Origin of the sequence: Desulfurobacterium sp. (assembly GCF_027028515.1) — a bacterium.
Taxonomy (GTDB): domain Bacteria; phylum Aquificota; class Aquificia; order Desulfurobacteriales; family Desulfurobacteriaceae; genus Desulfurobacterium_A.
This window is the reverse complement of the sequence record NZ_JALVIW010000044.1, coordinates 1-13,566: the sequence shown is the minus strand read 5'-3', so window position 1 is coordinate 13,566 and position 13,566 is coordinate 1. Positions and strand designations below refer to the sequence as shown.

Here is a 13,566-nt window from a genome sequence, read left to right as displayed (position 1 = left end):
TAATAATGCTCAGGCAGTTCTTCGTATATGCAAATCGCCTGAGGTTTATCGGAAAGAAAGGTTCCGCTGAAATCGAAGCGGAACTTAGAAAGTTAATAAAAGAATCCGACAAAGCGTACTCCATTAGTGGATGAGAGGCTTAACCCCTCACCACTTTTACTATTAGGTCAACACCAAGGACAAGTATAAGAACAATATTTGTATCAAACATTAACTTAAATCCCTTTCCGTTCATTAACTTCAACGTCTCGTAATCGTTATAGAAATCCCTTCTATTTTTCGCAAGATTTATAAGTCCATAGACAGAAACAAAAAGGTATGCGATGGGAATCGTTGCAACTATTGAAAGTCCAAGATGGAGAAGATATACGGCACAGAAAATGAGTGTCATCAGATAAATATAGAGAGAAGCAATATAAACATTGGCCATAGTACCTTTTCCAAATCTGACTACAAGGTTTCTTTTTCCAGCTTTTTTATCAGGTTCATAATCGGGAAACTCCCTTAAAACTTTTTGTGCAAAAACAGAAATCATATAAGGCAGGGCCATCACAACTGGAAGCCATGAAAAGTGCCTTGTCTGAAACATGTAAGCTATCAGCGTCGGAGCAACCGCATTTGTAAAAGCTAAAACAATCTCACCAAGCCCTCTGTAGGCAAACTTAAAGGGCCAACCCGTATAACCGTACGCTATAAGAAAGAGAACAAAACAGAGAAAATAGAAATTCCACGAAAATCTGTATTTAAAAACAAACACCAGTCCCAACAGAACGGCAAGAATACCTGAAGCGTAAGCAATGAAAAGAGCCTCTTTGGGCGAGATGAGCCCTTCAACTAACACCTTTGAACCGCCTGTAAACTTTGATGGATTCTCACTATCTGTTTTTAAATCGGCAACATCATTTTGAACGTAAACACACTCAACGGCAAGCATCAAAATAGAAAAACTTACAACAAAAAGACCTACATCGATATGCCGCTCATCCCATATGGCAACCACCGTCCCAAGGAGAAACGGATAGACCATCGTTAAAAATTTAAAAGGCTTTGACAATCTCACAAAAGCTCTCAACTTTTCTGTAAACGTCATACCACCACCCCTGATATTAAGTCACTTTTATTATAAAGGTTTAGTCCTATCATTCAAATCAGAAAAAAGAGTAAAATATCTTCGGAGGCAGAATGGAAGGCGTTTTTACGATAGAAGAACTGCAGAATCGGCTTCCCGATTACAGAGAAGTTGATGCCGTTACCTGTGCCACTTTTGCAGTCGTTTCTGCCGTATCCCTTGTACTTGAATTTCCCTTTGCAGAACCAGGAAGGTTCAAAAAGGCTATAAAAGTTACAATAGACGGCGAAGAAACTCTAACTGGACCCGCTCCAAACGAAACACTTGGAATAGTAGATGGAATAGCCTCAAGGCCCCTCTTTGTAGAAAAACTTTTAAGCGGAAAAAGCGTTAAAGCCATCGTTACAGCAGAAAAAATGGACGGTTCAACAGAAACTATTGAAAGAAACCTATCCCTTGAAGATTTTTCCTACACAAAACTCCTCTTCACCAGAGTGTGTGTCAAAAACTACATGGGTTTTGTATCGGATAAACCCGTAAAAACCATCTTCTCAGCAGAGAAACTGAATCCAGGTGAATTCACATTCTCAGGCTGCGGTGCGCTTAATCCCCTTGAACATTTCAAAGTAAAACCCGGTGAAAAAATCTTCATCGCAGGAACGGTAGGCATCGTTACAGGAAACGGAACAAGAAGCACACCTAAAAGACCCAACCTCTCGGTCATGTGCGATCTAAAAGACGTTAAGAAAGAGTACTTCGGTCTATTCAAAACAGGCGGAGGAACAGAATACTACGTAGGGTTAGGTATAAAAAAGTCAGTAGAAAGCCGTGAAGAGTATAAGAAACTCACAGAAAAGAGGCATGAAAACATCCCTCTTTTAGTGGCAAACGTTGTAGGAAGAAAACCTATAGCCACGCTAACTTACAGTGACGTCTGGAAATTTGACGATACCTTAAAATTTAACAGAGAAAAGTGCCAAAAGTGCAATCCCTGCCTTATAGAAGAACACTGTCCGGCAGAAGCGTTCTCAAAAGAAGAAGGATTTCTCACTAACTGTATGTTCTGCGGCAGATGTATCAACCTGTGTCCCTTCAACGCAGTAGAAGGAGATATTGGAACGGTCATGATAGATGGAAAAGAATACAAAATAACCTTCAGACAATCTTCTATCAAAAGAGCAAGAGAGATAGCACAGAAACTAAAAAACGGGTATGATTTTGATAAAATAGTTAAAGTTTAAAACATAAAGGGGGTAATAATGAAGGTACTGTTTCCAACAATCTTTGAAAAGTTTTCATTTGGAATTTTAAGAGAATTAATAAAACTCAGGAAAGCAGGACTTAAAGAGATCGTATTTCTTTATGTAATAGAACCTGAAAAGGTTATTGTTCCCAAAACAGGCGAACTGCTAAAAAGCGAATTGGAAAAGGAAAAACAGAAGGCAGAAGAGGGATTCAAAAAATGGCAGCTTCTCCTTGAGGAATACGGCATAGAGGCCTCCTACCACGTAAAAATGGGAAAAGCGGTAGAAAAAATACTTGAAACGGCGATAGAAGAAAATGCCGACCTTGTAATCTTAGGACACAGGAAGAGGAGAAGCTTCTTCGGAATCCTATTTAGCAGTCTCGGTTCAACGGCCCTCACCTTCATAAAAGTTACCGCGTTTCCTGTTCTTATATTTCCATCCACATTTAAAGAGCACGAAAAAGTAAGCATTTTTGAGAAGATAATCATAGCAACAGACCTGTCCAAAAACTCCTTTAGAATGATTGAGTATATCCTGAAATTCCAGCCGCTAATCGACGGAATAACTGTCGTTCACGTTCTCAAAAACGGAAGTGAAAGCACCGAAATAGAAGAAAAGCTTAAAGAGATAACAGACCACATAAAATCTTCCGGCGTTAAAAATGTATCCTATAAAATCCTGCGGAATGATGAACCGGCTGATGCAATACTTAACGAAGCCCAGAACGAAAATGCCACATTGATAGCAATGGGAATCATCGGAACCCACGAAGAAAAAAGGATGAAATACAACCTGTTCTGGTTTGGAAGTGTTGCCCAAAAAGTAACAGACGACGCTGACATTCCGGTTCTTCTTGTTCCTCCTGAAAGAGAGGCTAAAACGATAGAAGAACTAATAGAAGACGAGGAATAATATGGAACTTCTTGCTAAAAGCGGCTTTGTAGGATATGTTATTCTTTTTCTCTCCGTCGTTACGCTTGGCGTGTTCTTGGAACGGGTCTTCTCTCTCAACAGGTTTTACAGAAAGGTTAAAAAACATGGTTTTAAGCCAGAAGTACGCAGGGTAATAGAATCTGTTGGTAATCAGTCTATTGAAGTTGTAGAAAATCTTCTAAGTATAAGAGGTTCAATGATAATAGCCGAATGCGAGAAAGGGGTAGGCTTTATAAGGCTTGCCTCTTCTATAGCACCTCTTCTCGGCCTCCTTGGAACCGTTATAGGAATGATAGAAGCCTTTCACAATGTTGCCGGAAGTGGATATAGTGTTAATCCTGCCCAGTTAGCAGATGGAATATGGACAGCACTTCTAACAACGGCAGAAGGTTTGTGCGTTGCTATTCCAGCATACTTCGGTTACTTTTACCTTACAAATCTGATAGAGAAGATTGAACTTGCCCTGAAACAGGATATGGAAGAGGTATTGATAGAGGTTTACGGTGATAGAGTTCAAAAAGAGAGAAGATAACGGTTCGATTCTTGATATTGCGCCCCTTGTTGATATGGTTTTTCTTCTCCTTATTTTTTTCCTCCTGACAAACAGTTATCAGAAGCACCAGGTATCAGTTACTCTTCCTGCCACAAAATCGGGACAGGAAGTAACAGAGACGAAGAAAACATACACAATAGAAATAAAACCAAACGGCATAATACTCATAAACGGAAAAACATCTACATTAAACGACATAGAGAAAATTCCAAAAACAGCCGAGGTTGACATAGCAGGCGATAAAAACATAAGCTATCAAACATTCATGAAAGTTTTAGACAGATTAAAAGAGGCAGACATAAACAATGTCAATCTACTCACCCTCAAGGAATAAAATTCTCATAATTACGATGGTTTTCTCTCTCTTCTTGCATCTTGCACTTTTAAAAATCATAGCAGCAAACAGTTACTCCACAGGAAAGTTATTTTCCCTGTCTGGTGGAAAAGGAAAAATAAAGGTATCTCTAAAAACATACTCCACTTCTACTTTCAAAAAAAAGAAAAGGAGAAAAACTACAGAAATTAAAAGCAGTAATATCAAAGAAACAGCTAAAAAAAGAAAGAAAAAAGTTAGCAGTAAAATCAACACAAAAAAGGTACACTCTAAAAATGCACAAAAAATTCCAAAGAGACATAAAAACAAAAAACAGCAGGAAACAGAAAGTAACACAACGGCAGTAAAACAGAAAGAAGAAAAAACAACACAGCCAACAAACACTCAACAGGAAACTAAGGGCCAAAAAGTAGGTGGAAGTCTTTTCTCATTCCTTGATTGGAAACGTTCATACATAAACTCCGTAATCTTACGATTGGAAGAAAAAAAAGAGTATCCAATGGTGGCAAGAGAAATGGGAATTCAGGGAACCGTAAAACTAATCCTGATTGTCGATAGAAACGGAAATCTTGTAAATGTTCAGGTGGCTGAATCATCAGGATTCCCGATACTTGATGAAAACGCCGTTGAAACGGCAAAAAAGGCAAAATTCCCGCCGTTTCCACCAGAAGTCAAAAAGAGCCAGATAAAAATTCCCGTTTACGTAATATACAAACTGACCAAAAATGAAGAAAACATGTAGCAATTAAGAAACATTATTGTATAATAGAAAAAAATTACAGGAGGGGGCAAAATGACCGGACTCGCCGAAAAAGCGATGGAAGAAATACCTTACATAACAGGATACGCAGCGGTGAAATTTAACGGAGAACTCCTTTCAATTGCTGGTGAAGAAACTGAGAAAAATCTCAAAAACATACAGTCTATCGTAGAAAATTATATAAGCATATACCATTCACTGGGCGAATACGCAGTAGGTATTCCAAAAGAAATACTTATGACTACATCTGAAATAACAATTCTTATAAGAATATTTTACAATTATGAATTTTTCCAGTTAGCGGTGCTTAAAAAAGATGCAAACTTAGGATACACCAGGTACATGCTTCACCACTACTCAAAAGCAATAGCAGAAGAGGTATAAAATGGCACTTAAAATAGAAGAGATTAAAAAAGGAAAAATAAATTTAACAAATCCTGTAATTCTTTACGAATCTCCCGACTACAAAGTTGCATGGGTCGGCAGTGCTGAAGAATTTATTTTCAGGTGCAATGCGTACTTAATTTCCTCAGGAGGAATAAACATACTGATAGACCCGGGAGGCATACAACACTTTCCACAGGTTAAAGACAGAGTAACAAAAATTGTGGGGAATCCGGCAAATGTAACACACATAATAGCACACCATCAGGATCCTGACGTTATAGGCTCTTTACCTGAATGGCTTAAAATAAATCCCGAAATCACGGTAATAACAACGCCGAGAACCAAAGTGCTAATCCCCTATTATGGCTTTGACAGAGAAAATGTAAACTGGCTTGACGTTAGTCCGTTAGACGATACTATAATTGACATAGGAAATAGTAGCACTCTCATATTTTTAAGTGCACCTTTCCTTCACTTTCCAGACGCATTCGTAACATACGATTCAAGAAGCAGAATTCTGTTTTCCGGGGACATATTCGCAGCAATCCAGAACAGATGGGAACTTATAGTTAAAAACATGGAAAAACATAAAAATGAAATGATGTATTTCCATGTTTACTATATGGCCTCTCAAAAAGCTTTAAAGTACTTTGTCAACAAAGTGAGCCCCTTTAACATAAAAGCAATAGCCCCCCAGCATGGCTCAATAATTCCAGAAGAATTTGTAAAAACTGCTCTCGATTTTCTGTCAGAACTAAAATGTGGTATAGACCTTTTATACGAGGAATCTCCGGTAAGATCTATAATGGACGAAATATTCGGAGAAAATTAAAAGCCTGCCTCCCGGTAAAAAAAACATATATTTATTCTGAAACTTCATTTCAAAAGGCAGGAAAATGGAACTTTTCAATCCATCCTACTGGCAGACCTTTGCATTAAAGTACGGTATAGCGGGACTTGCCCTCAATAGCTTTATCGAAGCCATATTCTTCCCAATACCACCTGATGTCCTTCTAATTGCCTTGTGTGCCACAAACCCTCAAAAAGCGTTCTTTTACGCACTCATAACCACAATCTTTTCAACGCTCGGTGGTATTGTAGGATATTTTATTGGATACAAAGGGGGAAAACCTTTAGCGATAAGATTTTTCGGTGAAGAAAAAGTAAACAGGGTTCACCGCCTTTTCGAAGCTTACGAAAGTATGATAATCCTCACAGCAGGATTTACGCCTTTACCCTACAAACTGTTTACAATAACTTCAGGTGTTCTATTCGCAAGCCTCCCAAAACTTATAATATTCTCCGTTATAGGGAGAGGATTGCGGTTTTTCGCTGAGGCCGCTCTATTCTATTTTTACGGAAGCCAGATAACCGGTTTTGTCGAACATAACCTCAATATCATTTTTACCGTTTCCGGTGCATTGATAATTATTCTGTTCCTTGCATACAGAAGGATAAAGAGAGGTAAACTTCCATGAGAGGAAGAAGAGACTTTTTCAAGGAACTATTCAGCTCTGTGACAAAAGCAGCAGCAGAATTTGCATACGAAGTATCAAAAACAACCGAAAACCTTGTAAGACCACCGGGAAGTGCCGACGAAGATACCTTCACAGCATTGTGTGAAAAGTGTGGTAAATGCGTGGAAAACTGCAAAACAGGCGTACTTGAAAAGTATAAAAAGCTAAACCCTATTATTTTAGAAACACCCTTTATGAACTTTGACAACAACTATTGTGAACAGTGCTACACCTGCATAGAAAGCTGTTCTTCCGGTGCTCTAAAGTTTGAAAACCTTAAAAAATATAGGTACGTTGCAAAACTATTAAAGGATAGATGCGTTGCGTTTAAAGAGATGTTCTGCCTTACATGTTACTGGAGCTGCCCGAATATAGATAAAGCCATAACCATAAGGGATAGAAGCTATCCAGAATTTCACCCTGAAGAGTGTAAGGGATGTGGAAGGTGTATAAACGCCTGTCCAACCGAACCTAAATCCATAATTATGGTAAAGGTTGAAAATGAGTGAAATAAAAGCGGCAGAATTTATTAAAAAATATAAGAAAAACTTACCCGATAAAAGAAAATTCCTCATACACGGTGAAGAGTATTATCTGACCAAACAGATAGTTAAACTCTTCACAGATAAACTTGATACGGAAAAAATCTACGTTGACGACGAAAACTTCTTAAATAGATTATTTTCAACTGAAAGTGCAAATCTTTTCTCAAAAAAATATACATTTCCCATAGTCATAGGTATTGAACATTTAGGCGGAAAACTTAGAAAAAAACAGGATAAAGAGAAATTTCTCTCTTTTCTCAAAACAAAAGAAGAATACCTTTTAGTTTCAAAATCGAAGCTTGAACCCAAAACTCTTAAAACAGAACTCTTTAAAAAGATACTATCAACTGTTGACACAGTCATAAACGCAACACCTTTCGATAAAAAAAGCCTATTTTCAATTCTTAAAAAGAAATTCAAAACAGCCGGAAAGGAGATTGACGACGAAACCATTCTCTTCATCATAGACTCTGTGGGGCGCAATCTGCAGAATTTAAAAGTAGAAACCGACAAGCTCATCTGTTACCCGGGAACATTGACGAAAGAAACGGTAAGTGAACTGCTATTTGCTGCAAAATCGGGAAATGTATTTTCTCTCATAAAGGAAATAGTAAGAAACAGAAAACGGGAATACATAGAAAACCTCAACCTGATTCTTCAAGAAAGCGAACCCCTAAGTTTAATAGCCCTACTGCAGACACAAATGAGACAGATAATAGAAGTAAAATTAGGAAAACCTGTTAAACTGCCATCTTTTGTAGTAAAAGAGTACAACCTTCTTACAAGAGGAATACCGTTAAAAACTCTGTACAAAAAGTTAAGCACAATTCACGAAGCAGAATTCTTAATAAAAACTGGTGCAAAAAAGCCGGAAGAAGCACTTAAAGACATCATATTTCAGGAGGAACGTTAATGGTAACCCTTTTAGCCTTTGTCATAACACTTGGAGTTCTCATCACAATCCATGAAGCAGGCCACTTCGCGGCAGCTAAATTCTTTGATGTAGAAGTTGAAACATTTTCCATAGGATTTGGCCCCCCTATACTCAAGAAAAAGATAGGCGAAACGGAATATGTCATCGCCGCAATTCCCCTTGGTGGATACGTGAAAATGGCAGGTGAAAATCCGGATGAACCTGTCAAAAGCAATAGAGATTTCTATGCAAAACCTCCCTGGCAGAGAATAGTAATAGCCCTTGCAGGTCCTGTAATGAACCTTCTCCTTGCAATATTTCTCTTTTCAGCCGTTTACACAATCGGAAGATACATTCCAACATACCGCATAAAAGCCCCAAAAGTTGGATTTGTCCCTGCAAACTCCACACTGAAGCAGGGCGACATAATAGAAGAGGTAAACGGAAAAAAGGTAAAAACGTGGGAAGACTTTGAAAAAATAGTTGCACTTAATCCTGACAAAACGCTGAAACTTCTCATTAAAAGAAATGGAAAAGAAATAACGGTAAACGTTAAAACGGAAAAGGATAACGAGACGGGAACCGGATTTATAAATGTAATTCCGGCACTAAAACCAATTGTCGGCCAGGTGGCAAAAAACAGCCCCGCCGAGAAAGCGGGACTTAAAAAAGGCGACATAATTCTGAAAATAGACGGAAAGGAAATAAAAAGCTGGGAAGAGGTCGTCAACATAATAAAATCAAGCAACGGAAAAGTTTTAACAATTACAGTTTTAAGGAATGGAAAAAAATTAACGTTAAAGGTAAAACCAGAGTACAGCAAAGAGTACAAAAAGTACATAATCGGTATCGTGCCAAAGATAGACCAGACATTTGTTCGCTATCCGTTTCCAGAATCTGTAAAGATGGGATTCAAAGAATTCCTATCACAGTCGTCTCTCTTCTTTACGTTCCTGAAAAAACTCCTCACAGGGGGAGCCTCTGTTAAGAGCCTCGGCGGTCCAATAATGATAGCTCAGGTTGCAGGAAAAGCCGCAAAGGCAGGACTATCAAGCTTTCTTTACTTTATGGCATTCATAAGTCTTCAACTTGGATACTTCAATCTCATTCCACTTCCCGTCCTTGACGGCGGTCTAATACTCATATTCCTGATAGAGTGGGTAAGGAGAAAACCCCTATCGGTAGAATTCAGAGAAAGATTCCAGCAGATAGGATTTGCCATATTGGGATTTTTGATGGTGCTTGTTTTCTATAATGATATTATGCGGCTGTTTCACTAAACCTTTTATGAGGCTAACATGAAAAAAATCATCGCTGCACTGATTGCACTATCATCGCTTTTCCCGTTTTCAGCAAAAGGAATGGAAAGCTTCAACCTGAAACAGTCTGTAAACAGATTTTCAATAAACCTTTTTAACGTAACAAACAAAGCAAAAAACAGCTTTTTATCACCCTACAGCATATACCTTGCGTTTGGCCCCATATATGAAGGAGCTGCCGGAAAAACAGAGGAAGAATTGAAAATCGGCTTTGAATATCCAGAGAAGTGCAAACTCAGAAAAGCTGTGCTGAAAGAACTTAAAGAAAAAATAAAAACGCCCCTTAAAATTTTCAACGGTCTCTATGTTGAAAGAAGGTACAATTTTCTCAGAAGCTACATAAACATCGTAAAAACTTACTACCTATCAGAGGTTAAAAAAGTTGACTTCATAGATCCTGAAAAGAGATATCTGGCTATAAAGCTTATAAACAATGACGTGAAAAACGCAACAGAAGGAAAGATAAAAGATCTCATACACCCGAGCGATGGTAACAGGCTTACAAGACTCATAAACATTAACGCCATCTACTTCAAAGACAGCTGGAAGAAACCTTTCAACAAAAACAACACGAAAAAAAGGCCATTTTTTACCGGTAATAAAACAATTTCTGTCCCAACGATGGAAACAACCGGTTACTTCAAGATATACAAATCTCAAGACGTAAAAGCCGTTTCAATACCGTACAGAAGTGGATTTGAGATGACAATTATCGTTCCTCAAAAAAAATTCCATCTAACGCTGGAAAACTACAGAAAAATCAAAAGAGCAATGAAAAGGAAATTTATTAAACTCTATCTCCCAAAGTTTCACATAAAAGAGAGACTTTACCTGAAAAAGTACCTTGTAAAACTTCACGTAGTACTACCCTTCATATGGAAAGCGAACTTCAAAAATATGGATGGAACAAAAAATCTTTACATCCAGAAAGCAATCCACCAGACGTTCATAAACGTTAACGAAAATGGGACAGAAGCAGCCGCAGCAACAGCCGTAATTGTTGGATTAAAGTGCATTCCACCGGAGCCAAGAGAAGTGTTCAGAGTAGATAGACCTTTTATTTTCACCATAAGCGACAAAAAAGGCACTATTTTATTTATAGGAAACGTCCGTAATCCGGAGGAAAAAGAATGAAGTTGCTTGACATTGAAAAAGGAAAATTTTTGGTAAAAGTTGCAAGAGCCGCAGTTGAAACACTCCTGACAAAAGGCATGAAACTTCCCGTTCCGGAAAACACACCTGAAGAGCTCTTTGAAGAAAGGGGTGTCTTTGTCACAATAAAAACCCACCCTCACAACCAGCTAAGAGGATGCATAGGATTTCCCGAACCTGTAATGCCGCTTATTGAAGCAACGATTGATGCAGCAATATCAGCAGCAACAAGAGACCCGAGATTTCCTCCAATGTCACCTGAAGAACTCGACAACGTTACATTTGAAGTAACCGTTTTAACGCCGCCAGAACTTATAGAAGCACCACCGGAAAAACTGCCTGAAATGATAAAAGTTGGAAGGGACGGACTGATAATCAGGTGCGGTTTCACAAGCGGTCTTCTCCTGCCACAGGTACCGGTAGAGTGGGGCTGGAACGAAAGGGAATTTCTATCGCAAACCTGCATAAAAGCAGGAATGCCACCGGACTGCTGGAAAAGCCCCTACTGCAAAATTTACAGATTCCAGGGACAGATTTTCAAAGAGGTTGAACCTTACGGTAAAATTGTTGAAGAAAATATATAAACGAGATAAATTGAATAACACCTTTTAGATCAAGGAGGAAGCCATCAATCTGAACGAATGGATAATAGGAATACCTGCCATTCTGTGGGCACTAACAATCCACGAATTCGCCCACGGCTACATAGCCTATAAATTGGGAGACATAACGCCGAAAATCCACGGAAGGCTCACGCTTAATCCCATAGCACACATAGACCCTTTTGGTTTCATAGCACTCCTCTTAGTCCACTTTGGATGGGCAAAACCCGTACCTGTTAACCCTCTTTTGTTCAGAAAGGTAAAGAACAAAAGGCTGGGAATGCTACTTGTAGCACTTGCAGGACCTGTGGCAAACTTCATAAGTGCACTACTATTCCTCATCTTTCTAAAAATTTTAGCCCCTCTATCAATACCTCAAGCTGTGAAACTACCACTCGAAATATTTCTAACCTGGGGAACTTTCATTAACATAGGTTTCGGCATATTCAACCTGCTACCGATTCCGCCACTTGACGGATACAGAATCCTTGAATACTTCCTTCCGGTGGAAACACTAATAAAAATCAAAAAGTACGAACCTTACGGAATGCTAATTCTCATAGCAATTATCATACTCCCACCGTTTACATCTGTTTTTATATCAATGATAAACGGCATAAGTATGATGATGGCAAAAATTGTCGGGATAAACCTATTTTAGGTAGAAAAAATGGTATTCAAAGAGATAATAAAGAAAAAGAGAGACGGTGAAATCTTAACAGAAAAAGAGATAAGAGAGGCTGTAAAGCAGTACACAAACGGTGAAATTCCTGACTACCAGATGGCCGCTCTCCTAATGGCAATCTTTTTCAAAGGAATGACAGACAAAGAGACCCTTTACCTTACAGACGCAATGCTTAAAAGTGGTGAGACGATCAATATAAGCTGCAACGGAATAATTGTTGATAAACACAGCACAGGCGGTATAGGTGACAAGGTATCCCTTATAATAGCACCAGTTTTAGCAGAAATGGGATTTAAAGCTGTCTTACTATCCGGAAGAGCTTTAGGATTCACAGGAGGAACAGCGGACAAGTTAGAAAGTACTGGAATGAAAGTAACACTCTCAAAAGAAGAAATAGAAAAAGTCACGGAAAAATTCGGTTTTTCAATATCCTGTCAAACAGATACAATAGCACCGGCAGACAGAAAGATATACGCATTGAGAGACGCTACCTCAACGGTTGAAAGTATTCCCCTTATAGTATCAAGCATATTAAGCAAAAAACTTTCTGTCAACACAGAAGCAATAGTCTTCGACGTGAAAGTGGGCACCGGTGCATTTATGAAAACGATGGAAAGAGCAAGAGCCCTTGCAAATGGCCTTGTAAACGTATCAAAACTCTACGGAAAGAGAGCAGGAGCACTCATAACCGACATGAACCAGCCCCTTGGAAGAACGGCAGGAAACGCAATAGAAGTGATAGAGTCTCTGAATGCACTATCGGGAGATATATCTGGCGACCTTTTAGAGGTCGTAACCTCTCTAAGCGGTATTCTGTACGAAATAACAGAGACCGGCAGCTTCAAAGAGGGAAAAGGAAAAGCCGAAGAAATCATACTTTCAGGAAAAGCCCTTAATCGATTTGCAGAGTGGATAGAGTACTTGGGCGGAACAACAGAACCCAAAATCTCAAAAAAAAGAGCTCTTGTTAAAGCTCAAGAAAGCGGCTACATAACTGAGATAGACGGGGAAAAATTGGGATTTCTGATAATAGAAATGGGTGGAGGAAGAAGGAAAGCCGGAGAAGAAATAGACCACTCAGTAGGTCTGAGATTTTTCAAAAAAATAGGTGACTACGTTAAGAGGGGAGAACCTGTAGGTGAAATAATCTATAACAGGGGAAATGTAGAAGAATTTAAAGCTTCGTTTCTCCAGGCAATCAAATTTGGAAACGAAAAAAGAAACGTTAATATAATAAAAGAGCGGATATAACCGGAACGAAAAAAACAACCTTTTCAAAAAACAGAACCATCTAACAAGATTCTCAGAGACAATGGAATACATAGCATTCGATATAATTTAAAATTTGTTAATATTTTACAAGCTTAATTAACCACTTAGCTGTGGTTAGGTTAAACTAAAAAGCTTATGATAAGGCTAATTTTGATAGTTAATAATAAGATTTATATATAGTATTGCCATTTAAGAGACAAAGTCTTAAAATTAGTTATGGCAACAATAAAAAAATACCGGCACCTGCAGGTGCCGGCTTTCTCCATAAAGGGGAGGGA

General features: G+C 38.6%; 16 protein-coding genes. 15 read left to right on the top strand and 1 reads right to left on the bottom strand.

Annotated features, from left to right (window positions below; genetic code table 11):
* Positions 1–139: 139 nt before the first annotated feature.
* Positions 140–1,090, bottom strand: a complete 951-nt coding sequence (locus tag MV676_RS03975) for a prenyltransferase (RefSeq protein WP_297445453.1) — start codon at positions 1,088–1,090, stop codon at positions 140–142.
* Positions 1,091–1,182: 92 nt separating this feature from the next.
* Here MV676_RS03975 and MV676_RS03970 point away from each other — a divergent pair, with 92 nt between their 5' ends.
* From MV676_RS03970 to MV676_RS03900, 15 genes are all read left to right on the top strand, one after another.
* The gene (locus MV676_RS03970) at positions 1,183–2,310 is read left to right on the top strand and encodes a homocysteine biosynthesis protein (protein ID WP_297445452.1); all 1,128 of its coding nucleotides are present in this window, start codon (positions 1,183–1,185) and stop codon (positions 2,308–2,310) included.
* Between the two features lie 18 nt (positions 2,311–2,328).
* Positions 2,329–3,228, top strand: coding sequence for a universal stress protein (locus tag MV676_RS03965; protein ID WP_022847469.1), 900 nt, complete (start codon positions 2,329–2,331; stop codon positions 3,226–3,228).
* A 1-nt stretch (position 3,229) separates the two neighbouring features.
* Positions 3,230–3,781 (top strand): MotA/TolQ/ExbB proton channel family protein, encoded by a 552-nt coding sequence (locus MV676_RS03960; RefSeq protein WP_297445451.1) that lies wholly within the window; start codon positions 3,230–3,232, stop codon positions 3,779–3,781.
* A complete protein-coding gene (locus MV676_RS03955) occupies positions 3,753–4,136 on the top strand; it encodes a biopolymer transporter ExbD (protein ID WP_297445450.1) in 384 nt (127 codons plus the stop codon). Before MV676_RS03960 ends, MV676_RS03955 begins: the two co-directional genes overlap by 29 nt.
* Entirely contained in the window at positions 4,108–4,878 is a 771-nt protein-coding gene (locus tag MV676_RS03950; protein WP_297445449.1) for an energy transducer TonB, read from the top strand. The genes MV676_RS03955 and MV676_RS03950 overlap by 29 nt, the downstream gene beginning before the upstream one ends.
* Before the next feature lie 51 nt (positions 4,879–4,929).
* Entirely contained in the window at positions 4,930–5,280 is a 351-nt protein-coding gene (locus tag MV676_RS03945; protein ID WP_022847473.1) for a hypothetical protein, read from the top strand.
* Position 5,281: 1 nt separating this feature from the next.
* Positions 5,282–6,115 (top strand): MBL fold metallo-hydrolase, encoded by an 834-nt coding sequence (locus tag MV676_RS03940; protein ID WP_297445448.1) that lies wholly within the window; start codon positions 5,282–5,284, stop codon positions 6,113–6,115.
* 64 nt (positions 6,116–6,179) lie between these two features.
* Positions 6,180–6,761 (top strand): YqaA family protein, encoded by a 582-nt coding sequence (locus tag MV676_RS03935; RefSeq protein ID WP_022847475.1) that lies wholly within the window; start codon positions 6,180–6,182, stop codon positions 6,759–6,761.
* The gene (locus tag MV676_RS03930; RefSeq protein WP_022847476.1) at positions 6,758–7,309 is read left to right on the top strand and encodes a 4Fe-4S dicluster domain-containing protein; all 552 of its coding nucleotides are present in this window, start codon (positions 6,758–6,760) and stop codon (positions 7,307–7,309) included. The genes MV676_RS03935 and MV676_RS03930 overlap by 4 nt, the downstream gene beginning before the upstream one ends.
* Positions 7,302–8,258 carry a DNA polymerase III subunit delta gene (gene holA / locus MV676_RS03925; RefSeq protein ID WP_297445447.1) on the top strand — a complete coding sequence of 319 codons (957 nt, stop codon included), beginning with the start codon at positions 7,302–7,304 and terminating at the stop codon, positions 8,256–8,258. The genes MV676_RS03930 and holA overlap by 8 nt, the downstream gene beginning before the upstream one ends.
* Positions 8,258–9,538 carry an RIP metalloprotease RseP gene (rseP, locus tag MV676_RS03920; RefSeq protein WP_297445446.1) on the top strand — a complete coding sequence of 427 codons (1,281 nt, stop codon included), beginning with the start codon at positions 8,258–8,260 and terminating at the stop codon, positions 9,536–9,538. Before holA ends, rseP begins: the two co-directional genes overlap by 1 nt.
* A gap of 18 nt (positions 9,539–9,556) precedes the next feature.
* Positions 9,557–10,711, top strand: coding sequence for a serpin family protein (locus MV676_RS03915; RefSeq protein WP_297445444.1), 1,155 nt, complete (start codon positions 9,557–9,559; stop codon positions 10,709–10,711).
* Entirely contained in the window at positions 10,708–11,313 is a 606-nt protein-coding gene (locus tag MV676_RS03910) for a TIGR00296 family protein (protein ID WP_022847480.1), read from the top strand. Before MV676_RS03915 ends, MV676_RS03910 begins: the two co-directional genes overlap by 4 nt.
* 133 nt (positions 11,314–11,446) lie before the next feature.
* On the top strand, positions 11,447–11,992 hold the full coding sequence (locus MV676_RS03905; RefSeq protein ID WP_297445442.1) for a site-2 protease family protein: 546 nt from the start codon (positions 11,447–11,449) through the stop codon (positions 11,990–11,992).
* 9 nt (positions 11,993–12,001) lie between these two features.
* Positions 12,002–13,267, top strand: a complete 1,266-nt coding sequence (locus MV676_RS03900) for a thymidine phosphorylase (protein ID WP_297445440.1) — start codon at positions 12,002–12,004, stop codon at positions 13,265–13,267.
* The last annotated feature ends 299 nt before the right edge of the window (positions 13,268–13,566 follow it).

What these genes read in the sequence shown, in the direction of transcription:
- MV676_RS03975 (WP_297445453.1), bottom strand. Translation starts at nt 1,090, where the DNA reads ATGACGTTTACAGAAAAGTTGAGAGCTTTTGTGAGATTGTCAAAGCCT.
- MV676_RS03970 (WP_297445452.1), top strand. Translation starts at nt 1,183, where the DNA reads ATGGAAGGCGTTTTTACGATAGAAGAACTGCAGAATCGGCTTCCCGAT.
- MV676_RS03965 (WP_022847469.1), top strand. Translation starts at nt 2,329, where the DNA reads ATGAAGGTACTGTTTCCAACAATCTTTGAAAAGTTTTCATTTGGAATT.
- MV676_RS03960 (WP_297445451.1), top strand. Translation starts at nt 3,230, where the DNA reads ATGGAACTTCTTGCTAAAAGCGGCTTTGTAGGATATGTTATTCTTTTT.
- MV676_RS03950 (WP_297445449.1), top strand. Translation starts at nt 4,108, where the DNA reads ATGTCAATCTACTCACCCTCAAGGAATAAAATTCTCATAATTACGATG.
- MV676_RS03945 (WP_022847473.1), top strand. Translation starts at nt 4,930, where the DNA reads ATGACCGGACTCGCCGAAAAAGCGATGGAAGAAATACCTTACATAACA.
- MV676_RS03940 (WP_297445448.1), top strand. Translation starts at nt 5,282, where the DNA reads ATGGCACTTAAAATAGAAGAGATTAAAAAAGGAAAAATAAATTTAACA.
- MV676_RS03935 (WP_022847475.1), top strand. Translation starts at nt 6,180, where the DNA reads ATGGAACTTTTCAATCCATCCTACTGGCAGACCTTTGCATTAAAGTAC.
- MV676_RS03930 (WP_022847476.1), top strand. Translation starts at nt 6,758, where the DNA reads ATGAGAGGAAGAAGAGACTTTTTCAAGGAACTATTCAGCTCTGTGACA.
- holA (WP_297445447.1), top strand. Translation starts at nt 7,302, where the DNA reads ATGAGTGAAATAAAAGCGGCAGAATTTATTAAAAAATATAAGAAAAAC.
- rseP (WP_297445446.1), top strand. Translation starts at nt 8,258, where the DNA reads ATGGTAACCCTTTTAGCCTTTGTCATAACACTTGGAGTTCTCATCACA.
- MV676_RS03915 (WP_297445444.1), top strand. Translation starts at nt 9,557, where the DNA reads ATGAAAAAAATCATCGCTGCACTGATTGCACTATCATCGCTTTTCCCG.
- MV676_RS03910 (WP_022847480.1), top strand. Translation starts at nt 10,708, where the DNA reads ATGAAGTTGCTTGACATTGAAAAAGGAAAATTTTTGGTAAAAGTTGCA.
- MV676_RS03900 (WP_297445440.1), top strand. Translation starts at nt 12,002, where the DNA reads ATGGTATTCAAAGAGATAATAAAGAAAAAGAGAGACGGTGAAATCTTA.